General features: G+C 45.4%; 20 protein-coding genes and 1 pseudogene. 2 read left to right on the top strand and 19 right to left on the bottom strand.

Annotated features, from left to right (window positions below):
- Positions 1 to 5: 5 nt before the first annotated feature.
- From EUBC25_RS14410 to mutL (EUBC25_RS14465), 12 genes are all read right to left on the bottom strand, one after another.
- Positions 6 to 2,879 carry a penicillin-binding transpeptidase domain-containing protein gene (locus tag EUBC25_RS14410; RefSeq protein ID WP_230107618.1) on the bottom strand — a complete coding sequence of 958 codons (2,874 nt, stop codon included), beginning with the start codon at positions 2,877 to 2,879 and terminating at the stop codon, positions 6 to 8.
- Between the two features lies 1 nt (position 2,880).
- Positions 2,881 to 3,399, bottom strand: a complete 519-nt coding sequence (gene mreD / locus EUBC25_RS14415) for a rod shape-determining protein MreD (protein WP_230106160.1) — start codon at positions 3,397 to 3,399, stop codon at positions 2,881 to 2,883.
- 3 nt (positions 3,400 to 3,402) lie between these two features.
- Positions 3,403 to 4,275 (bottom strand): rod shape-determining protein MreC, encoded by an 873-nt coding sequence (gene mreC / locus EUBC25_RS14420; RefSeq protein WP_230106161.1) that lies wholly within the window; start codon positions 4,273 to 4,275, stop codon positions 3,403 to 3,405.
- A gap of 1 nt (position 4,276) precedes the next feature.
- Entirely contained in the window at positions 4,277 to 5,299 is a 1,023-nt protein-coding gene (locus EUBC25_RS14425) for a rod shape-determining protein (protein WP_230106162.1), read from the bottom strand.
- An 8-nt stretch (positions 5,300 to 5,307) separates the two neighbouring features.
- Positions 5,308 to 6,012, bottom strand: a complete 705-nt coding sequence (gene radC / locus EUBC25_RS14430; protein WP_230106163.1) for a RadC family protein — start codon at positions 6,010 to 6,012, stop codon at positions 5,308 to 5,310.
- Between the two features lie 40 nt (positions 6,013 to 6,052).
- Positions 6,053 to 6,313, bottom strand: coding sequence for a DUF4321 domain-containing protein (locus EUBC25_RS14435; protein ID WP_230106164.1), 261 nt, complete (start codon positions 6,311 to 6,313; stop codon positions 6,053 to 6,055).
- A gap of 97 nt (positions 6,314 to 6,410) precedes the next feature.
- On the bottom strand, positions 6,411 to 8,033 hold the full coding sequence (locus tag EUBC25_RS14440) for an NAD(P)/FAD-dependent oxidoreductase (RefSeq protein ID WP_230107619.1): 1,623 nt from the start codon (positions 8,031 to 8,033) through the stop codon (positions 6,411 to 6,413).
- A gap of 29 nt (positions 8,034 to 8,062) precedes the next feature.
- The gene (locus tag EUBC25_RS14445) at positions 8,063 to 9,292 is read right to left on the bottom strand and encodes a BaiN/RdsA family NAD(P)/FAD-dependent oxidoreductase (RefSeq protein WP_230106165.1); all 1,230 of its coding nucleotides are present in this window, start codon (positions 9,290 to 9,292) and stop codon (positions 8,063 to 8,065) included.
- A complete protein-coding gene (locus tag EUBC25_RS14450; protein ID WP_230106166.1) occupies positions 9,289 to 10,581 on the bottom strand; it encodes a methionine gamma-lyase family protein in 1,293 nt (430 codons plus the stop codon). The genes EUBC25_RS14445 and EUBC25_RS14450 overlap by 4 nt, the downstream gene beginning before the upstream one ends.
- A gap of 31 nt (positions 10,582 to 10,612) precedes the next feature.
- A complete protein-coding gene (locus EUBC25_RS14455) occupies positions 10,613 to 10,933 on the bottom strand; it encodes a hypothetical protein (protein ID WP_230106167.1) in 321 nt (106 codons plus the stop codon).
- Positions 10,934 to 10,973: 40 nt separating this feature from the next.
- On the bottom strand, positions 10,974 to 11,903 hold the full coding sequence (miaA, locus tag EUBC25_RS14460; protein WP_230106168.1) for a tRNA (adenosine(37)-N6)-dimethylallyltransferase MiaA: 930 nt from the start codon (positions 11,901 to 11,903) through the stop codon (positions 10,974 to 10,976).
- Positions 11,903 to 13,567: a DNA mismatch repair endonuclease MutL gene (gene mutL / locus EUBC25_RS14465; RefSeq protein ID WP_230106169.1), complete on the bottom strand. Its 1,665-nt coding sequence runs from the start codon at positions 13,565 to 13,567 to the stop codon at positions 11,903 to 11,905. Before mutL (EUBC25_RS14465) ends, miaA begins: the two co-directional genes overlap by 1 nt.
- A gap of 115 nt (positions 13,568 to 13,682) precedes the next feature.
- Between mutL (EUBC25_RS14465) and EUBC25_RS14470 the strand changes: the two genes are divergently transcribed.
- Together EUBC25_RS14470 and EUBC25_RS14475 are read left to right on the top strand one after the other, a co-directional pair.
- Positions 13,683 to 14,864: an IS91 family transposase gene (locus EUBC25_RS14470; protein WP_230105679.1), complete on the top strand. Its 1,182-nt coding sequence runs from the start codon at positions 13,683 to 13,685 to the stop codon at positions 14,862 to 14,864.
- Between the two features lie 25 nt (positions 14,865 to 14,889).
- Positions 14,890 to 15,099, top strand: a complete 210-nt coding sequence (locus EUBC25_RS14475) for a hypothetical protein (protein ID WP_230105678.1) — start codon at positions 14,890 to 14,892, stop codon at positions 15,097 to 15,099.
- Positions 15,100 to 15,184: 85 nt separating this feature from the next.
- Here the strand turns inward: EUBC25_RS14475 and mutL (EUBC25_RS14480) are convergent.
- The 7 genes and pseudogenes from mutL (EUBC25_RS14480) to EUBC25_RS14510 form a co-directional block, all read right to left on the bottom strand.
- Positions 15,185 to 15,487, bottom strand: a pseudogene (gene mutL / locus EUBC25_RS14480) (DNA mismatch repair endonuclease MutL); the annotation flags it as partial.
- Between the two features lie 2 nt (positions 15,488 to 15,489).
- Entirely contained in the window at positions 15,490 to 18,135 is a 2,646-nt protein-coding gene (gene mutS / locus EUBC25_RS14485; protein WP_230106170.1) for a DNA mismatch repair protein MutS, read from the bottom strand.
- 64 nt (positions 18,136 to 18,199) lie between these two features.
- Positions 18,200 to 18,616 carry a putative ABC transporter permease gene (locus tag EUBC25_RS14490; RefSeq protein WP_230106171.1) on the bottom strand — a complete coding sequence of 139 codons (417 nt, stop codon included), beginning with the start codon at positions 18,614 to 18,616 and terminating at the stop codon, positions 18,200 to 18,202.
- 64 nt (positions 18,617 to 18,680) lie between these two features.
- Positions 18,681 to 20,123 carry a tRNA (N6-isopentenyl adenosine(37)-C2)-methylthiotransferase MiaB gene (gene miaB / locus EUBC25_RS14495; protein ID WP_230106172.1) on the bottom strand — a complete coding sequence of 481 codons (1,443 nt, stop codon included), beginning with the start codon at positions 20,121 to 20,123 and terminating at the stop codon, positions 18,681 to 18,683.
- Entirely contained in the window at positions 20,089 to 20,271 is a 183-nt protein-coding gene (locus EUBC25_RS14500) for a DUF4250 domain-containing protein (RefSeq protein ID WP_230106173.1), read from the bottom strand. The genes miaB and EUBC25_RS14500 overlap by 35 nt, the downstream gene beginning before the upstream one ends.
- Positions 20,268 to 20,843 carry a 5-formyltetrahydrofolate cyclo-ligase gene (locus tag EUBC25_RS14505; protein WP_230106174.1) on the bottom strand — a complete coding sequence of 192 codons (576 nt, stop codon included), beginning with the start codon at positions 20,841 to 20,843 and terminating at the stop codon, positions 20,268 to 20,270. The genes EUBC25_RS14500 and EUBC25_RS14505 overlap by 4 nt, the downstream gene beginning before the upstream one ends.
- Positions 20,821 to 21,042 (bottom strand): DUF896 domain-containing protein, encoded by a 222-nt coding sequence (locus EUBC25_RS14510; protein WP_230106175.1) that lies wholly within the window; start codon positions 21,040 to 21,042, stop codon positions 20,821 to 20,823. The genes EUBC25_RS14505 and EUBC25_RS14510 overlap by 23 nt, the downstream gene beginning before the upstream one ends.
- Between the last annotated feature and the right edge of the window lie 68 nt (positions 21,043 to 21,110).

Genomic DNA, 21,110 nt, shown 5'->3' on the forward strand with positions numbered 1-21,110 from the left:
TACCTTTAATCTCCATGTGTTGTAGCTGCTATTTCGGCTGCCTGTCCTGTAATTAATTCAGAAGAATCTGTAATCTGATAATAGTATTGCAGGATTGCGCTGCCTACTTCAGAAGCATAGGTGGAGCTGTATCCGTTTGCGATACGAAGAGCCATGGCGATCTCAGGACTTTCACTTGGAGCAAATGCTACAAATAATCCATGGTCTGCATGCTCATTACTCTGCTGAGCGGTACCTGTCTTCCCGGATACGCTGATGCCGCTGGCATTAATTTCCGGAAAGACACTGCTGTTCTGTACCACGCCCTGCATACCGGCATTTACTGCATTCCAGGTGGTTGAAGAGATTCCTTCGATCTTCTGGCTTTTGGCTTCATATTCTTTCTCGACTGTGCCATCCACCTTTTCTACCCGGTCGAGCAGCGTAAGTTCGTAGAGAGTTCCCTGATTTGCAACTGCTGTAATATATCTTGCAAGCTGGCTTGTCGTAAAGTTGTTGTTGCCCTGTCCCATAGCAGAACGTACAGAGTCTTCCGTAGATATCTGCGGATCTGTTTCCGGTATTTCAAGACCCGACGTTTCACCCAGACCGAACATCTCAGCGTATTTTTTCAGCTTCTCCAGACCGACGTCACTGGAATAGGTTCCGTCTTCCTGAATACCCAGCTGATAACCCAGGTTATTAAAATATTCGTTACAGGAATTGGTTATACCGCTGACGACATCCATGGTTCCGTGACTGCTGGGATAGATCCAGCAGCGAACAGATGGGCTGATGTTGTCATAAACACCGTCACAGTAAACTGCCGTATCAAGTGTAACCGCTCCCTCCGTCAGACCGGCTACAGCTGACAGCGGCTTATAAGTAGAACCGGGTGCTGTCGTCTCCTGAGTGGCACGGTTGTAAAGAGGCAGAGAGGAATTCGTATTCAGTTCATTGAAATATGCACTGTCCATCGTATTGGCCAGGCGGTTGTTGTCATATCCCGGATAGGAAACACATGCCAGCACATCACCGTTATCCGGATCGGTAATCACCACAGATCCTGAACACGGCTCCAATCCCAGCTGTCCCGGCGTAATCTCCAGAGACTGGATCTTGGATCTCAGGAAATCATAAGCTCCGGTAGCTCCGGATGCCAGATTATTGTACTGTGTTTCATCCCACTCCAGCACTCCCTGCTCATAGAGGATCCGGCAAAGTTCACTGCCTGTCACCGTGCCGGCCTTGATCATATACTGATAGATCAGTTTATCAAAGCTGGTATCTGTCTGCACACGGTCTGTAAGATAAGTTACGATCGCATTATATATCTCCGAGGAGTCTGAATACTTTTCCCCGGATTCCAGATAATCCTGCAGTTTGGATGAGTCCACCCAGTTCTGGGATATTGCATAGTTCAGATAAGTATAAATATTAATATCTCCTCCGGAAATCCATTCGCTGTAGGTTTCATCATCCGTATCGATGGCGTCAGAATCAATGATGCCGGCGCTGTCTGTCAGTACATCGCTGACAAGATACGTAAGATAGGCTTTCCATTCTTTAGAGAGATTGCTGTAAACGGTACTGTTCCCATCCTGCAAAATGGAAGTAAGCTGTCCGATCACCTGCTCTTTATAGGAAGAGAATTTGCTGTACACGGATTTTTCAGCACTTCCTGCATCCTCAGCGGAAAAATGGCTCATATCTACAATATCATTAGAAATAAAAGCATTGTAGGCATCTCCGCTGGCAACGATGACATCTGCCGCATCTTCTGTTCCGCTGCGGTCATAATCCAGAATATTCTGCATTTTCGCAAGAAGGATTCCCGCGATTTCCTGCTCTAAAATATCATAAGCTGCTTTCTGAAGATCCGCGTCAATCGTTAAATATACATTGTCTCCTGCTTTCGGTTCCGTTTCACCGACGGTCTCTGTCACACGTCCCACACTGTTTACATACAGCTTGACTTCACCTTTCTCTCCCTGAAGGGTACTGTCCAGTACCTGTTCCAGTCCCGATTTTCCAACGGTATCTGTCAGATCGTACTGCTCTTTTTCCTCATCACTTAAGGCATTGTATTCTTCCTGTGAGATCTGTCCTGTATATCCGATAATATTGGCAAAATATTTACTGTCTGTATATTTCCGGAGAGATTCTTCCGCAATGTCTACTCCCTGAAGTTCATCCATATGTTCCATGATCCCGGCAACGGTTTCCTCGCTTACATCTTCCGCCACTGTTGTGGGAATATATTTCTGGAAACTGTTCAGGCTGATAGCGTAGCGGATATTTACGAGCTTCAGGACTTCTGACTTCTCCAACTCATCCTGATCAATGCCATATCCATAGGTTTCGTCTGTACAAAGGTAATCTATAATATCTGCTGCTGACATATTCTGCTGTTCCTCGTCAAGGCCATCGATCTTCTGCTCACCGAATACGTCTGCCACAAATCTAAGACGCTGTGTTTCATTCGTCATAGAAAACTGATATTCATTATTGGCGTCCAGAACAATACTGAAATCGCTGATAACAGAGTCTCCATTGCTCTCAACAATCTCTATGATCTGGCTGATCTCTTTATTAAGCTCCTTATTTTTCTCCGCAATTGTGTCATATTCCCCGTTGTCTTCGATAGTCACGGAATAGGCCAGCTCGTTGTAAGCCAGAAGCTTACCGTTCCGGTCATAGATATTTCCTCTTGTTCCCTGTATCGTTCTTGTTTTTTGGATCTGAAGCCGGTAATCATCCAGATAGGACTGACCGTCTACAATCTGCAGCTGAAAACAGCGTCCAGCCAAAACTGTAAATAGGATACAAAACACAATGATCATCACAAGAAGACGCCTCTGAAACAATTCGACAATTGTTGATTTAATGCGATCCCAAATACTATACAAACTTACTTGCACTCCTTTGTTCTTCTTCTTCTAATTTACGGTTCATGTAGAGAAGGATCTGGTATAAAACAATCGTTACCAGAATAGTATATACCAATTCGGGCATGATCAGATGGATCAGGTAATAAAAGAAATGGAAATCACCCTGCATCATAAAGAAACAAATGTAAATGACCAGCCCGTAAACCAGTTCGCTTCCCGCAATAAGGACAAGCGGAAGCTTAATATCCTCATCATAAAACAGACGCTTAAAGCTTCCGTTCAGATAGCCGATCACTGTAAGGATCAGCGCATAAAATCCAAGAGTTTCCCCCCAGAACACATCCATCAGAATACCGGAGAAGAATCCTACTGCCATCCCTGTCTTTTTTCCTCTCATAAAACCGAGAGCTGATGTCAGAATGATCATCAGATTGGGACGGATAGAGGCAAACGTCAACTCTGCAAAAACAGTAGACTGCAGAAGGAAACATATAATAATAATACAAAATGTAATAACTTTTCTTTTCATAGGCTATTCACCTTCGCTGCCTTCATCCTGATTCGTAAGATCCTGCTTTGTTGTCGTAATAACAAGGACTTCCTGAAGTTTGGAAAAATCCACTGCCGGAGTAATATATCCGGATCTTGTCAGATTGTTGGAGTCCACACTGATCTCGGAAATATATCCGATGAAAAGTCCCTGGAGGTAAGTTGAGCTGATATGGGAGGTCACAACCTGCTCTCCCACCTCGATCTCGTTATCATTGTTGGGAAGTTTTTCAAAGCGGATCCTGCCGTCTTCCATAAGCTGCAGATCACCGCGTACCATACAGAGGTCGGAAGTGGAAAGAACCATACCGCTGACATTACTTCCATCGTCGATAATGGAACGAACCTGTGCATAATCGGGTCCTACATCTGTAACAATACCTACGAGACCGCTTCCGGCCAGTACGTTCATATCCTTGCGGATCCCGTCATTGCTGCCTTTATCGATGGTAAAGGAACTGAACCAGTTCGTTCCGTTGTTGGCGATCACATGTGCCCCGACTTTTTCATAATCCGCATAATTCTGATCCAATTTATAGAGTTCCTGCAGTCTTTCCAGTTCATACTGCTCCTGTCTTAAGCGGGTATTGTCGATGGTCAGAGTATCTATTCTCTCCTGCAGTTCTTCGTTTTCTTTTTGAAGATCCTTAAGAGTTGCAAAATTATCTGTGAGATCGCTCATCCACGTTCCTACATAGCTGATCCCTTTTTGCATGGGAATGATGGTATAATTTGCCACCCAGCTAAGAGGACCTCCGTCCATAAAACGTTCCGCTCCCAGTAAGATGCCGCACACAACAACAACGATCAGAAGAAGATATTTACTTGGAATCGTATTTTGATTTTTGATCTTCATACTATCTCATCCACCTATAATTTTCATCCAGCATCGAATACGCCAGTTTTCTTAGTTCTTTGGACTGAATGATCTGCTTCAGCCCTGTCACTGCACAGATATCCGGATCAATAGCCGTCCGGACACGTATGCCTGTCATTTCTTCCATATATACCTCCAGTCCCGGAAGATTGGCAAGTCCTCCCGTCAGAAAAATACCGTTACGGTAAACTGCCTTCCGCACCTCCGGAGGGGTACGGTCCAGGAGAGAATGGATACAGTGAATGCATTCCTCCAGAGGATCTTTGATAGCGGCCCGCACAAGGCTGATAGAAATTTCTCTTTGCTGCGGAACTCCGGTGATCAGATCTCTTCCGGCAACGGTAAGCGAAGCGCTGTTGTCCTCGCTGAACACACCGAACCTTTTTCTCAGGATTTCTGAGGTTACCTTTCCGATCAGGAAGTCATGGTTATAACGTACAAGCTGGGCAACAGCATTGTCAAAGGTTGCACCTCCCACTTTTATAAGCCGGTTCAGTACAATACCGCCTCCGGCAAGAATGGAAAGTTCAGTCGTGTCTCCGCCCAGGTTTACAATGAACAGCCCCTTCGTATTCTGTACATCCAGATTCAGACCTACTGCATCGGCAATCCCCCGTTCCACAATATTGACTTCTTTTGCCCGGGCTGTAGAATGAATGACAAGATCGAAAAAAGCTTTCTTTTCCACCTCCGTCACATCTGTAGGAACGGCAATTACATACTCCGCTCCCCGTGCGAACCCTCTGTCCTTTTTCAAAAGTCCCTGAAGAAGGTACTGCATATCGTTAAATCTGGAAATCACTCCGTCTTTCATAGGAAAGACAACCTGTATATTGGCCGGGGCTTTTTCAAACATCTCATATGCTTCATCGCCCACAGCAAATACCTCTTTTTTATTTGCAATGGCAATCACGTTTTTTTCTTTCCAGATCGTATCTTTCTTCTTATCATATACTTTGATCTCATAGGATCCGAGATCAAGTCCGTATACATTCCGTGCCATTTTTGCTCTTATCCTTTCGTGTATATCAGATTCTCTTCCAGAAAACTGATATAAGAATTATTCCCAATAATAATATGATCTAACAGTTCAATTCCAATTAATTCTCCGGCCAGCCTTATCCGCCGAGTAATCGCCACATCCGCTTTGCTTGGAGTCGGATCTCCACTGGGATGATTATGGAGCAGAATAATAGAAACCGCCTCCCTTTTTACCGCCTCCACAAAAATCTCTCTTGGTTCTACCAATGATGCATTTACAGTTCCTTTGTAAATATTCTTTTCAGCAATAAGATTTGATTTTGTGTCCAGCATTAACAACTTCATATGTTCCTGGGAAAGATGACGCATTTCTTCCATATAATATCCGGCAATCGTTGACGGATTTCTGAAACACAGTGTTTTGCGCGCTTCAGCTTTCGCAAGCCTTGCAGACAGTTCTAAAATACAGAGGAGCTGGATCGTTTTCACTTTCCCCACACCTCTGATCTTCATAAATTTTTCTTTTGTAAAGCGGTGGAGTCCCAAAAGGCCGTCCTCCCCGGCTTCTTTTAAAATTTTCCTGGAAAGCTCCAGGACATTTTCTCCCCTTGTACCAGTGCGCAGCAGAACAGACAGAAGTTCCGCGTCGCTTAAGCTGCCTGCCCCTTTTTCGTCACACTTTTCGTATGGGCGCTCTGATACCAACATTTCTTTCATGGTATTTGTCTGATTCATCCTTTGTAGATAAGTATAACCTTCACGTAAAGATCGGTTATTACAAGAAGCGATAAATAATAATTGCAAGAACCATGCCGATGATGCTGGCAACCGTAATTTTGATCGTAAGTCCGAATGTAATAACGACTATGCCAAGATTCAGCACAACCGGCTCGCTTAACCCGAATGTCTGTCCATAGTTAAGCCAACTAAGTCCCCCTGTATCACCTGCAAGCATACCGATAAAACCTCCCAGGACAATTCCTGCCAGAATCAGCAGAAACAAAGCCCAGGAATTTTTCCCGCCTGCTCCTTTCATATGTACTCCACCTCACATCTTTGTTTTTCTTTAAAAAACTCAATATATTCTATCATATTTCAAAAAAAGTGTATAGCCTTATCCCATTAAAAATTTCTTAATCCTTTGTCTCTTTGTCGAAAGGATGATATTTTCTGGCGATTGCTTCCGCCGTCTTCAAACCGTCCATAGCGGCTGAAGTAATTCCTCCGGCATAGCCCGCTCCCTCGCCGCATGGGTAAAGTCCTCTTATGCTTCCCTGCATATCAGCTCCCCGCAGAATACGTACCGGGGAAGATGTCCGGCTTTCCACGCCGGCGAGGACGGCGTCTTTCCTGTCATATCCCGGAAGTTTTCTTCCGAAGGCTTTTATCCCTTCTTCCAGAGCGCGGGAAATTTCCTCCGGGAAGATCCCCCGTACGTTTCCAAAAGCATATCCCCCTTTGATCTGCGGGGTGATCTCGCCCAGATTTTCTGTTATTTTCCCCTGGCAGAAATCCTCAAACAGCTGTATCGGGACAAGACCGCCGCCAGTCGCAAAAGCTGCTTTTTCCAGTCTTCTTTGAAAAGCCACTCCGGCAAGCACGCCGCTTCCGCCGAAATCTTCCGGTGAAACGGTAACCACAACAGCACTATTGGCGTTTTCGCCTGCCCTGTCGTGATAACTCATGCCGTTGACCGCCAGATAACCTTGTTCCGAGGAAGCATTCACTACATATCCCCCGGGGCACATGCAGAATGTATATACCCCTCTCCCATCAGAGGAAGAAGCCGTCAGTTTATAGGCTGCCGCCGGAAGAGGCAAAGTGGTATCGCCGTACTGTGACAGATCGATCATTTTCTGCGGATGCTCAATACGTACTCCTACAGCAAAGGATTTCGCCTCCATTTTCACCTGTTCCTCATCCAGCATGGCAAATGTATCGCGGGCGCTGTGACCGATGGCAAGAACACAGATATCTGCCTTTATATGCCGGCTCCGGCCAGTGACTGTATCTGTGACAAGTAATTCCTGCAAGGTACCGTTCTCATTTTGAAGTATCCGATCCATTCTCGTATGAAAGAGGACTTCGCCTCCTGATGCAAGAATCTCTTTTCGCATGTTTGCCACAATGGACATCAAAAGGTCAGTTCCGATATGAGGTTTATTCACATACAGGATATCTTTGGGCGCACCGTTCTTCACAAAAATTTCCAGCACCTTCCGGTCCCTGCCATCTTTATCTTTCACAAGAGTATTGAGTTTGCCGTCAGAAAAGGTACCGGCTCCTCCCTCGCCGAACTGTACGTTTGATTCCGGATCAAGACTCTGTGTCTCCCAGAACTTCTCTACATCTTTTTTCCGCTGCTCCACAGGCATTCCCCGTTCCAAAAGCAGCGGTCGGTATCCGGCTTTGGCAAGCATATAAGCACAGAACAGACCTGCCGGACCGCTGCCGACTATGACAGGCCTTTCCCTCAGCGCTTCCGTTCCCGAAACGTCCATGTGATACCGATTTTCGCTGGCAGCCTGGATGTTGGCGTTCCGGTTCTTTTTCAAAAACTCCTTTTCATTTTTTAAATGGACAGCCACTGTATACACATAGGAAAGCTGAGGCTTTTTCCTGGCATCCAGAGACTGCTTTTCTATTTGATATGAAAGAAGCGCATCTTCTTTCACACGGAGGGTTTTCAAAAGTTTCCTCCTAAGATCCGCTTCTGTATGATCGATATTCAATTTCAACTGCTGGAGTCTGATCATAAACATCCGTCCTTTCCTTCGTTTTTCTCTTATAGCGCCGCCGCTTCTCCGGCTATATATCCCGTTGCCCAGGCCCACTGCAGATTATATCCCCCACACATGCCGTCGACGTCAAGGAGTTCGCCTGTTATATACAGCCCGGGGCATTTCAGGGATTCCATAGTCAGAGGATCGATCTCTTCAAGAGAAACTCCTCCTGCACAGACCTGCGCCTGATCAAAAGAACGGGTTCCTGTAATCTTTACTTCAAATTTTTTGCAGAGGCAGGCGAGTCCTGCAAAATCTTCTTCGCTGAAATTCTCCACTTTCTGCGACCAGCGGATGTGTGCCCGGGTAAGGAGCACATTTACCAGTTTGCGGTGAAAAATTCCTCTTAAAAATTCTTCCGCAGTATTGTCGCTCCAGTCTTTTTGCTTCTCTCTGAAGAGGGCGCAGATTTCTGTCTCCTGCATCTCCGGAAGGAAGTCAAGGATGACAGAAACAGGCTTTCCTTCCCGCAGGCCCTCTGCAGCGAACCGGCTCACCTGAAAGACAGGGATACCTGAAAGCCCGTAATCTGTAAATTGAATCTCTCCCTGGTCGGCACACACTGCAGCTCCGTCTGACATAAGAACAATCTTTGCGTCGCTTCTTACGCCGGCCAGCTTCCGAAAAGCAGGATCATCCGACGTAAGCTGCACCAACGCCGGAAAGACCGGGGTTATGGTATGTCCCAGGCTTTTGGCAAGTTGATATCCGCTGCCGTCAGATCCAAGACCTGGAGAAGCCTTGCCGCCGGCGGCAAGGATCAGCCTGTCAGCTTCAAATCTTTGTTCTTCTCCGTTTTTCCTCGTATATATATCAAATTTTCCTTTAGAAAAAGAAACCTTTTCTACCTTTGTCTGAAGATACGTTTCTACCTGGAGCCGGGCGATTCCAAGAGCCAGTGCTTCCCGGACGGACGATGCCTGATCATTCTTAGGGTAAAGGTAGGTTCCTCTTGCTTTTGTTATAATTCCCAGCTTTCTGAAAAATCTGACGGTATCTTCCGTGCCGAAAGTATGGAGTACCTTCTCTACTGTGTCCGGGTTCCCTCCACGGTAATATTCGGGACTCATGGCAAGGTTTGTAAGATTACAGCGGCCATTTCCGGTAGACAGGATTTTCTTTCCCACCAGTTCTTTTTGTTCCACTAAGGTTACGTCAGCGCCTTTTCCGGCTGCCGCAATGGAGGCTACAAGCCCGGAAGCTCCTCCTCCGATGACAACGGTTCTTCTCATATTTGAACCAATCCTTTCCGAACCATATGTTCCAGAGACATTAAAATGCCAAGTTTGGCGTGAGGCCAGGTCAGGCCTCCCTGAAAATATACTGCGTAGGGCGGTTTGATGGGACCGTCAGCACTCAGTTCTATGGAAGAACCCTGTACAAAAGCTCCGGCTGCCATGATCACATCGCTGTCATAGCCGGGCATAGCCCATGGTTCCGGCGTTACATAGGAATCTACCGGCGCCGCTGCCTGGATGCCCTGGCAGAAAGCGATCACGCCCTCCGGCGTGCCAAGCTCTACCGCCTGAATAATATCGTGCCTGCTCTCGGAGCCGTCAGGCACTACCGGAAATCCCAGAGATTCATAAAGGTTGGCCGCAAGGATCGCTCCTTTAAGGGCGCTTGCCACCACGGTCGGCGCAAGGAAAAGCCCCTGGTAAAAGGACTGCATCACCCCCAGAGAAGCCCCCACTTCCCGGCCAAGTCCGGGAGAGGTCAGACGGTATCCGCAGTTTTCAATCAGATCCGTTCTGCCGGCAACATAACCGCCGATGGGCGCAAGTCCTCCGCCCGGATTTTTGATAAGGGATCCCACGACCATATCTGCTCCCACATCACTGGGTTCTATTGTCTCTACAAATTCACCATAACAGTTGTCAACCATACAGATAACATCCGGTTTGATCTTTTTTACAAAAGCGATCAATTCCCCAATCTGGGCGACGGAAAAACTCGGTCTTGTCTGATATCCCTTTGACCGCTGAATGGTAATTAATTTTGTTTTTTCATGAATGGCTTTTTCAATGTTCTCATAGTCAAAACTTCCGTCCGGCTTAAGATCCACCTGGCGGTAAGTAATACCATATTCTGCCAGGGATCCCGCTGACGGGCGGATACCGATCACTTCCTCCAATGTATCATATGGTTTCCCTGCCGGAGAGAGCAACTCGTCTCCCGGCCTTAAGTTCGCTCCAAGAGCAAGGGCAAGAGCGTGCGTTCCGCAGGCAATCTGGGGCCGCACAAGAGTAGCCTCTGTATGAAATACATCAGCGTATACTTTTTCTAAAGTATCCCGCCCCTGATCGTCATATCCATATCCGCTGGCATAATGAAAACACCCCTCACTGACACGGTTTTTCTGCATAGCACCGATCACTTTGAGCTGATTGTACTCCGCCGTTCGGTCAATGGCTTCAAACCGCTCCTTTAACTTTAGTTCCGCCTGCTTTCCAAACTCCAAAACCTTTTTCGAAATCCCCAGGCTTTCATACATTTCTTCTATATCATTGATCTTTTGCATTATCTGTTTTCTCCTCATTATCATGGCATTTTTATCGATGTTCTCCCCTTGTCATAGCAGCCATGATCTTTGTTTTCATCTCGGCGCACTGCGCATCAAACTCCGGATTTAAAGCCGGGATTTCACGCATGATATCTGCAGCTTCCCTGTATCTGTACATATCATACAGGATTCCCGCACGGTTCAGATTGAACATTGCCCTCTCCCCCTTTGTGCGGATCAGCGGTTCCAGAGCCAACAGCTCCTGATAGGTTTTCTCACTGTTGCGGCTGTGGGCGTACAGCTCCATCAAAGGATTCATCCTCTTTAAAAATTTCGATCCTCCAAAACCTCCAAATAATTTTTTTAACATTTCCATCGCTCCCCTTTTGTATCTTAAATCTTATTTCCCTCTATATGTAATAAGAAAGAACTGCCTCCCTTATTTTCGTTTCATCATAATCGTAATCCGGTTTATGGAGCCAGATCACATCCCGCTCCCTTTTGAACCAGGTAATCTGTCTTTTGGCAAAATGACGGGTGTCTCTTTTGATCTTGTATACAGCTTCATCCAAGGTATATTCCCCTTCCAGATGAGAAAGGATTTCCTTATATCCCAACCCCTGCATAGATACCATCGCGCTGTCGCATCCCATTTCTTTTAATTTTCGTACCTCCTCTACAAGCCCTTCCTCCATCATCAGATCAACTCTTCTATTGATCCCGGCATAGAGATGTTCCCTTTCGTCGTTCAATACAAAATATTTAAAATCATACGGAGAGGTTCTCTTTCGCTCCTCCTCATTGTGCTCTGACATTTTTTTGCCGGTCTGATAATAAAATTCCAGAGCGCGGATCACCCTCTTCACATTATTAAAATGAATCTGGGAAGCCGCCTTTTCATCTACTTCCACAAGTCTTGAATGAAGCGCTTCTGCTCCATTTTCACGGGCATAATTTTCCAGATCCTTTCTCAAAGAAGAATCCTCATTATTTTCTGTAAAATGAATGTCATACAAAAGCGCCTGAATATAGAACCCCGTTCCGCCTGTTACAATAGGAATATGTCCCCGTTCCCAGATTTCCTCAAGCGCTTCACGCGCCATTTTCTGGAAACGTACCACATTAAAATCTTCCCAGGGATCCAGCACATCGATCAGATGATGTGGAATCCCCTGCCGTTCTTCTTCACGTATCTTCGCCGTACCGATATCCATGTATCGGTATACCTGCATGGAATCGGCGGAGACGATCTCTCCGTCTAACTCTTTCGCAAGAGAGAGAGACAGACTTGTTTTCCCTACGGCGGTAGGGCCTGTCAATATGACCAATGGCCTTTTCATTACACGATCCTCTTAAACTTTTTCTCCAGCTCCCGTTTGCTCATTGCAATGATGGTTGGTCTTCCATGAGGGCAGTGATAGGGATTCTCCAGCTTCAAAAGCTCGCCTATCAGAGTTTCTGCTTCTTTTGCAGAAATCTGCATCTTCCCTTTTACCGCTGCCTTACAGGACATGGACGCAATCTTTTCATCAATGATATCCGGTGCCAGTCCAGTATAAATCTCATCGGATAAGCTGTCAATCATCTCCATGAGCAATTCTTTTTTTGCAATATCAAATAAATTGTCAGGAACTGCCCGGACTGCATAGGAATCCTGCCCAAATTCTTCTATTTCAAAGCCGATCCTTTCAAACCTGTCCATATAGGTATTTAAAAGCTGTGCTTCCTGCATAGACAGATTTAAAATAATGGGCGGGCTGATATTCTGAGATGTAAATTCCCTTGTTTTCATTCCGGCAAGCGTCTTTTCATAGAGCACTCTTTCGTGGGCAGCATGCTGGTCGATAATATACAGATTGTCTTTGTACTGCACAAGCCAGTATGTATCAAAAACCTGCCCGATAATTTTATGTTCCGGTACAGAAGCCTTACTTAAAAGCTTATCTTCAAAGAGATTCATCTGCCGGTTGGACAGGGATTCCGGTTCTGAAGCTTTTCTGTAATTTACTGCTTCCATGATCCGGTCTTTTTGTCTGTCAGGCTTGAATATTTCACCTTGTTCCTTTACTTCTGCAGAAGAATTTTGCTGATGATAGGAAAGAACCCTCTCCCGCATCTTCTTCATAAAATAATCCAAGTCTCTTTGTGGAGGATTTTCGCGGAGCGCGCTCTGTTTTTCGCTGTTGGATGAGTTGGAATTTTGGAGTACACTCTGTTTTTGATAGAGTGTACTCTGTTTCTTGACGTTTTCGTTTGTATCAAAACCGACCGCGCTCTGTTTTTCGGGTGCTTTTTCTGTGACAGATGGCGGTTCGGGCACTTCCACCTCCGGAATCAGTTCCTCCTGATGAAGAGCCCGCCCTACTGCTTCACTGACGGCTTTATATATCTCCTGCTGGTTCTGAAAACGGATCTCCATTTTTGTGGGATGTACGTTGACATCAATCGCTTGTGTATCTGCCGTCAGATGCAGTACAGTAAAAGGATACTTGTGCTGCATCTGAAAATCTTTATAAGCGTCCTCAATGGCTTTGGCTATAATATTGCTTTTTATATAGCGCCCGTTTATAAAATAGTTTTCAAAATTGCGGTTTCCCCGTGAGATCAGCGGTTCTCCAATATATCCCCTGATCTTCAGCCCTTCTGTTTCACAGTTCACTTCCAGAAGGTGTCCGGCAATTTCTCTTCCATATATATGATAAATGACATCCTTCAGATTTCCGTTGCCTGATGTGTGGATTTTTGACTGACCGTTATTATAGAACTGAAAGGAAATTTCAGGGTGAGAAAGGGCAAGGCGCATAACGAGATCTCCCACATGGCTCGCTTCTGTCATAGCTGTTTTTAAAAATTTCCGCCGCGCCGGAGTATTATAAAAGAGCTGTCTTACAAGAAATGTGGTGCCGTCCGGCGCGCCTGTATCCTCGAAAGCCGCTTCTCTTCCACCCTCGATCCGATAGGAGGATCCGAATGTATTTTCCTTCGTCTTTGTAATCAGTTCCACCTGGGATACAGCGGCAATACTTAAAAAAGTGTCTTCGACACTTCAACTCCCCCGCCCCTCAATCTTGAGGGGATTAGGGGTTTCTTTTTGTGTCTTTTTCCTTCATAATAGTCTTATGAATATCTTACAGAAGATTTTTACAGACCATTTTGAAGAAATGCTCTATATCCAACATCCTCGTGACTCTGTCATCGAAAATGTAGAAAAAATGATCCATTGCGGCGATCCCTCTTTTGGTGGCACCATGTATGCCTGCCCTTCCTGCGGTAATCTTAAGTTTCTCCCTTTTCGCTGTCACTCCCGCTTCTGTCCTTCCTGCGGTAACATGTATTCCATTGACAGGACTACCTCGATGTCTTTTAAAATCATCCATGTCCAGCATCGCCATTGTGTGTTTACCATTGCCAGAGAACTCCGTCCTCTGTTCCTGCAGGACCGTTCGCTCTTAAATTGCCTCTTTTCTGCTGTCAACCGCGTCGTCTCCCGTATGTTCCTCAAAGATAACTATGCTGAACGCTTTACTCCTGGTTTTATCTGTGTCCTTCATACCTTTGGCAGGGATCTGAAATGGAATCCTCATATCCATTGTCTCGTTTCCGAAGGCGGCGTTGGCCTCTCTCTGCGCTGGCGCCACAAAAAGCACTTCAACTACAAACTCCTGCGGGATTCTTTCCAGACCGTTCTTCTCAACGAATTACATTCCAGGATCGGTGACCCTTTTAAAAAGCTTAAGGCTTCTGTCTATGCCGATCACAAAAATGGTTTTTACGTCCGGGCCTTACCCAACAAATGTAATCCATCTCACGTGATCAAGTACATTGGCCGTTATCTCGGACGCCCTGTGATCGCAACCTCCCGCATTGATTCTTATGATGGCGAATTTGTTACCTTTCATTATCATCGGCATGAAGATGAAAAACTGGTCTCTGAAACCATCCCGGTCCTTGATTTCATAGCCAGGCTTACCCAGCATATCCCGGAAAAACATTTCAAAATGATCCGTTACTATGGCATCTATGCCAGGCACCGTAAATCTGACAAATACCTCCGCCGGGCTATTTCAAGGGAAAAGCATAAGATATTTCTTTCTTTTAACCGTTGGCGGGATTCCATCCTGCATTCCTTCGGATATGATCCTTTAAAGTGTCCTTCCTGTGGTACGACCATGCTTTTTCTTGAATTATATTTCAACCACAGACCGGTTCCTTTGCATGAATTATACGAAAAGGTTATGCGAAAGCATCGGTGCCGGGCTCCTGCCTCTTTTTCTTTTCTTCCATCGTCTCCTTCTGCGTGATACAATCAATATATCTGATACAGAAATGGAGGCGGACAATATCAAACGAATTACTGAGGCAGAACTTGCAAAGGAACTTCGGGAACAGTATATAAAAAATCCTCCAGAAGGTATGACCTCTGATGAAATCCGTGATATGAGCGACGATGACCTTTTGGACATGGATTATTTCTTACACGAATTTGACGATCTGGATGATGACGGTTTTGGCGAAGAAGGTTTTTATATTTTCTAAAACAAAATCGTCTGTTTCCTATGCCCGCCTTTGTGCGGGCTAGTTTCATTCAAGAGTTCAGCAAAAGTTGAACTTTCCTATAAAGGGACAAAGCCTCCCCGCGGAATCCCAGGGAGGCAATATGGGCAAGATCCTCCGCTGTACGGATCTTGCTGGTAGAATGACGGAGGAAGGCATTTGGTATATCTTCTTTTTCAATGCCGCAGCCATTGTCCGTCACTCGTATGAAAGAAATCCCGCCTTCTTTTATCTCTACTGCAATGGAGGTTGCTCCTGCATCTATGGCGTTTTCCGTCAGCTCTTTTACAATGGATGCCGGCCTTTCGATCACTTCTCCTGCTGCGATCTTATCAATCGTCACCTGGTCTAAAACCTGTATTCTGCTCATATCTACCACCTGTTCTTTAATTTGTTCTGAAGCTGGTACAAAGTATTCAGTGCGTCTATGGGAGTCAGATGACTGACATCCAGATTTTTTATCTCTTCCAGTACATCGTCATCTTTTACTGTATCAAACAAGGACATCTGAGCCAGATCCACTTCATCATATTTTTTGGCCTTTTTCCTCGGCTCATGTCCTCCCACAGCAATATCTTTTACTCTTGTTGTGATATCTGCATAGGAAAGCTCTTCTGCAATTTCCCTTGCTCTTGTTGTGACAGATTCCGGCACTCCGGCAAGTTTTGCAACCTGGATTCCATAACTCCGGTCTGCGCCTCCTTTTACAATTTTCCTCAAGAATACAATATCATCGCCCTTTTCCTTTACTGCAATACAATAGTTGTTTACGTTATCAATCTTACCTTCCAGCTCAGTCAGCTCATGATAATGGGTTGCAAAAAGTGTTTTTGCACCAAGAAGCCGTGTGTTGCTGATATGTTCAATCACAGCCCACGCAATGCTAAGTCCGTCAAAGGTACTGGTTCCTCTTCCGATCTCATCCAGGATCAGCAGGCTGTTTCGTGTGGCGTTTCTTAAAATGTTGGCAACTTCGGTCATTTCCACCATAAATGTACTCTGTCCGGACGCCAGATCATCTGAAGCGCCTACTCTGGTAAAAATCCGGTCTACAATGCCGATATCAGCACTGGAAGCCGGTACAAAGCAGCCAACCTGCGCCATCAGCACGATCAGTGCTGTCTGACGCATATAGGTAGATTTTCCCGCCATATTGGGACCTGTTATAATAGAAATCCGATTCTTTTTATCATCCAGATATGTATCATTGGCAATGAACATGTCATTTGGGATCATCTGCTCTACGACCGGATGCCGCCCGTCTTTAATATTGATGACTCCTTTTTCATTGATTTTGGGGCGGACATAGCGGTTTCTTTCTGCCACAAGCGCAAGGGAGGCCAGAGTATCCAGTTCCGCCACAGCTTTGGCAGTTTTTTGTATTCTCACAACTTCCTGTCCGATGGCATCTCTCACCTGGCAGTACAGTTCATATTCCAAAGCATAAAGCTTATCCTCCGCTCCGAGAATGGTATCTTCCAGCTCCTTCAGGCGCGGAATAATGTATCGCTCCGCATTTGCCAGCGTCTGCTTTCTTGTGTAGTATTCCGGCACCAGATGTTTAAAAGAATTGGTAACCTCAAGATAGTAACCAAATACTTTATTATAACGGATACGAAGATTCTTGATTCCTGTCTTTTCCCTTTCTTCCTCCTCCAATTTTGCAAGCCAGTCTTTTCCTTCTGTCTTGGCATGGCGGAGGCGGTCCACTTCTTCATTGTAACCTTCCCGAATGATCCCGCCCTCTTTCATGGCAATAGGCGGCTCCTCGCAGATTGCAGCGGAAATCAGCCTGCAAAGATCTTCAAGGGGATCAAGATTGTTATAAAGCTTCTTAAGAAGCGGACTTTTCATATCCTCCAGGATACAGCGGATGTGAGGAAGCATAGACAGAGAACTTCCAAAAGCAGTCAGATCTCTCGGATTTGCTGATCTGTAGGCTACTTTGCTAAGAAGTCTTTCCAGGTCATAGATGGGAGAAAGGTATTCACGCATCTCTTCTCTGCATATGGCATTGTCCTTTAATTCCTCTACCGCATCCAAACGTTCCACAATCGCTTTTTTCTCAATCAGAGGCTGTTCCAGCATACTCCGAAGTGTTCTTGCCCCCATGGCAGTCTTTGTCTTATCAAGCACCCACAAAAGGGATCCTCTTTTCTGCTTTTCCCGCAAGGTTTCACACAGCTCCAGATTTCTTCGGCTTGAACTGTCTAAAAGCATATATTTTCCTGTTGTGTATCCGGTCAGTCTTGTAAACTGGCAAAGGTCTGTCTTCTGAGTCTCCTTCAGATATACAAAAAGGGCGCCGGCGCCGATCACGCCGCAGTCATAATCAGCAAGGCCCAGTCCTTCCAGGGAACTGGTTTTAAAATGCTCAAGAAGTGTTCTTTTGCAGATCGCGTCATCAAAATACCATGAATCCAGTGCATAGATAGTAATTCCAAGACGCTCTTTCAGATCATCAAGATCCATACCGCTCATGTAGAAAGCCTCATTGCAGACAAGTTCAGATGGCATAAACCGGCTGATCTCGTCAAACAGTTTACTGCTCTCATCCAGCTCTGTGACAAAATAATCTCCTGTGGTTACATCTGCAACTGACACTCCGTACCGGTCTCCTATGTAAGCGACACACATGATATAATTATTTTTCGTTTCATCCAGAGCCTGTGTGTCCAGATTTGTCCCCGGCGTTACAATACGGACAACCTCACGGCGCACAATCCCCTTCGCTGTGGCCGGATCCTCCATCTGCTCACATATTGCCACTTTATACCCCTTGGAAACAAGGCGGTTCAGATAACTGTCCACAGCATGATAAGGGACACCACACATGGGTGCCCGCTCTTCCAGCCCGCAGTTTTTTCCGGTCAGTGTGATTTCCAGTTCTCTGGATGCGGTCAGTGCATCCTCAAAAAACATTTCATAAAAGTCACCAAGTCTATAAAACAAAATGCAGTCTTTATATTCTTTTTTCGTCTCCATATACTGCTGCATCATTGGGGTTAATTCTGCCATCTAAGTACTCCTTTTTGTGCTTAATCTTTTGTGCTCATTTAGTATAGCATATTTTTCCCCAAAGTTAAAACAGGAAAAAATGCGGTTTTTTCTCGCCAAACACACCCCATAAAAGATATCCTCCCAGCAGGATCCCTATGGCGCACAGGCCGGAAAAAATGATCATAAAAGGCAGACAGATCTGCCCCCACAATTGGAACGGAAGTCCGGTATAATCCCAGACATGCCATTTCATCCATTTATTTACAATAATCCCGGTAATAAATTCACAGGCTGTTACAAAGATGATACAGCGCAGAATCTGCCGAAAGAACGGATCCTTCCATTCCAGAATCTGTCCCTGCCAGGCACAGAAAACGAGGCAGACACCTCCCAAAACAAACATACTCCAGTGGGAAAAGCCGCGAAAAATAAATTCGAAAGAATAATAAAGCATTCCTCCTACCACCCATAAAAACAAATACTCACCCAGTCTTTTCATGTAAAAAACGCCCTCACTATATGTTTTCCCATATAGTGTGAGCGTTTCTTTCCTGAATTATACCTTAAACTCTGGTCCCGATATAGTAAAATCCTTTGCATTCATCCAGATAAACATTTACCAATGTACCGATCAGCTTTTCGTCCCCCGGAAAATGCACCAGAAGATTATTGCTGAGGCGTCCTGTCACCATGCCGGGTTCATGGTCATTGACAGATTCCACCAGAACAGTTTGCGTGGTTCCCTGATGGATTGCACATACTTCAGAAGAAATATGCTGCACTTCTTTCAAAAGACGATCAAAGCGGTTCTTTATCACATCCGGCGGAACCTGATCTTCCATAACAGCAGCCGGTGTCCCTGTCCTTTTGGAATAAATGAACGTAAATGCACTGTCATACCGTACTCTTTTCACAACATCCATGGTCTCCAGAAAATCTTCTTCTGTTTCTCCGGGGAATCCTACAATAATATCTGTTGTCAGAGAAATATCTGGTACTGCCTTTCGAATTTTTTCCACAAGAGCAAGGTACTGTTCTTTTGTGTAGCGCCGGTTCATTTTCTTTAAAATCCGGCTGCTTCCCGACTGTACCGGAAGATGGAGATGACGGCAGATCTTTTCGGATCTTGCCATGACTTCAATTAATTCATCCGACAGGTCTTTCGGATGGGAGGTCATAAAACGGATCCTTTCGATTCCGTCCACCTTTTCCACTTCCTGAAGAAGCTGTGCAAAAGACATAGGCTCATCCAGCGTTTTTCCATAAGAATTAACATTCTGCCCAAGAAGCATGATCTCCACTACTCCATCCTGAGCCAGCTTTTCAATCTCTCTGATGATCGCTCTCGGATCACGGCTTCTCTCCCTTCCTCTTACATAAGGAACAATACAGTAGCTGCAGAAATTATTACAGCCAAACATAATATTGACCCCCGATTTAAAAGGATATTTTCTTTCTACCGGAAGATCCTCCACAATCTTATCCGTATCTTTCCAGATATCAATGATCATACGCTGGGATTCCAGCCTGGATACAATCAGCTCTGCGAATTTATAGATATTGTGCGTGCCGAAAATAAGGTCAACGAAACGGTAACTTTTTTTAATTTTTTCCACTACCTCCGGCTCCTGCATCATGCAGCCGCACAACCCGATGATCATATAAGGATTCTTTTTTTTCGCCTTTCCAAGCTGCCCCAGACGACCGTAAACTCTCTGATTGGCATTTTCCCGCACGGTGCAGGTATTGTAGATCACAAAGTCCGCCTTCTCTTCGTCTTCCTGTTCTATGTAACCGATGTTTTTCAGAATGCCGCACAGCTTCTCTGAATCTCTGGCATTCATCTGACAGCCGAATGTTGTTACACAGAACGTCAGGGGACGTCCGGCTTTCTGTACCAGCTCCTGAATCAGAATCTTTGCCTTCTCCATAAAATAATACTGGCGTTCCGGCTCTGATAACGGCGCTTCTTTATACAAACTGATTTCTGGATTCATCGTACTCATAATCTATTCCTTTCAGTTGTTCCACGATTTTTTCTTTTTCCGCCTGCATATCTTCGCACAAGGCATCCAGGTCAGAATAATAATCTCTAAGTTTCGTATTCACCACGCCCAGCAGCAGCACCGGGTCCTTTGGCAGTCCTGTCATCATTCTTCTTTTTCACCCTCCATGTATCTTGTCTCTATCCGCATCTCGGTCACGAGAACACGGGGACGGATATCGTATTCTTCCTGCGGAATGGCGGGAAGCACCTGACATTCAAAGGCCAGAGCCATAGAAAGAAGTCCGGTGTGGGCTTCCAGATAACGGTCATAGAAACCGCCTCCATATCCGATCCTGTGAAGTTCATGGTCAAATGCAGCTCCCGGCATCAGGATCAGCCCTTCCTCACCGGAGGCAGGTCGTCTTTCATCCGGCTCTAAAATGCCGAATCTTCCCGGATGGGTTTCCCGGAAGGAAGAAATATAATAAAATTCCATTGTTTTTCCTACTGTTTTGGGAATAGCAACTTTCTTATTCATCTCCCAGGCCTTTTCAATGATCCTGCGAGTCCCCACTTCCCCGCGGAAATCCATATAGCAGTAAATCTCCTCTGCCTGTAAAAACAGAGGATGGCTGGTCACCCTTTTGGTGATATTTCTGGTCTTTTGATCCCACTCCCCTTTTTCCATCGCTTCCCGAAGAGAGAGAACCTTTTTTCTAATTTCCTCTTTTTTTACCAAATTTCTCCCCCAGATCTGTAATAGATCCATCTGTTTCCTGTATGGAAATATTGTTCAGCTGCCCCCTAAGGTTCGCTTTTACCGCTTCAATGTATTCCCGGCGAAGAAGCTGCTGCTCTTTCTTTTCTTCCTCCGTCAAACCTTCCGCTTTGGAGCGGCGATAAAGCTCATTGATCCTTTTTATCTTATTTTCATCCATTGTATCTTCCTCTGCTTTATTTTCTTTTGCATGAACGCCGGTATACACCGACGTCCCATTCTCTTTAT

Origin of the sequence: Claveliimonas bilis (genome assembly GCF_020892095.1) — a bacterium.
Classification (GTDB): Bacteria; Bacillota; Clostridia; order Lachnospirales; family Lachnospiraceae; genus Claveliimonas; species Claveliimonas bilis.

Coding starts and splice junctions, on each gene's coding strand:
- mreC (WP_230106161.1), bottom strand. CDS start 4,275: ATGAAGATCAAAAATCAAAATACGATTCCAAGTAAATATCTTCTTCTG.
- EUBC25_RS14445 (WP_230106165.1), bottom strand. CDS start 9,292: ATGAGAAGAACCGTTGTCATCGGAGGAGGAGCTTCCGGGCTTGTAGCC.
- EUBC25_RS14450 (WP_230106166.1), bottom strand. CDS start 10,581: ATGCAAAAGATCAATGATATAGAAGAAATGTATGAAAGCCTGGGGATT.
- mutS (WP_230106170.1), bottom strand. CDS start 18,135: ATGGCAGAATTAACCCCAATGATGCAGCAGTATATGGAGACGAAAAAA.
- EUBC25_RS14435 (WP_230106164.1), bottom strand. CDS start 6,313: ATGAAAGGAGCAGGCGGGAAAAATTCCTGGGCTTTGTTTCTGCTGATT.
- miaA (WP_230106168.1), bottom strand. CDS start 11,903: ATGAAAAGGCCATTGGTCATATTGACAGGCCCTACCGCCGTAGGGAAA.
- EUBC25_RS14425 (WP_230106162.1), bottom strand. CDS start 5,299: ATGGCACGGAATGTATACGGACTTGATCTCGGATCCTATGAGATCAAA.
- mreD (WP_230106160.1), bottom strand. CDS start 3,399: ATGAAAAGAAAAGTTATTACATTTTGTATTATTATTATATGTTTCCTT.
- radC (WP_230106163.1), bottom strand. CDS start 6,012: ATGAATCAGACAAATACCATGAAAGAAATGTTGGTATCAGAGCGCCCA.
- EUBC25_RS14440 (WP_230107619.1), bottom strand. CDS start 8,033: ATGATCAGACTCCAGCAGTTGAAATTGAATATCGATCATACAGAAGCG.
- EUBC25_RS14475 (WP_230105678.1), top strand. CDS start 14,890: ATGGAGGCGGACAATATCAAACGAATTACTGAGGCAGAACTTGCAAAG.
- EUBC25_RS14490 (WP_230106171.1), bottom strand. CDS start 18,616: ATGAAAAGACTGGGTGAGTATTTGTTTTTATGGGTGGTAGGAGGAATG.
- miaB (WP_230106172.1), bottom strand. CDS start 20,123: ATGAGTACGATGAATCCAGAAATCAGTTTGTATAAAGAAGCGCCGTTA.
- EUBC25_RS14510 (WP_230106175.1), bottom strand. CDS start 21,042: ATGGATGAAAATAAGATAAAAAGGATCAATGAGCTTTATCGCCGCTCC.
- EUBC25_RS14455 (WP_230106167.1), bottom strand. CDS start 10,933: ATGTTAAAAAAATTATTTGGAGGTTTTGGAGGATCGAAATTTTTAAAG.
- EUBC25_RS14470 (WP_230105679.1), top strand. CDS start 13,683: ATGAATATCTTACAGAAGATTTTTACAGACCATTTTGAAGAAATGCTC.
- EUBC25_RS14500 (WP_230106173.1), bottom strand. CDS start 20,271: ATGATGACAGGACTGCCAAAGGACCCGGTGCTGCTGCTGGGCGTGGTG.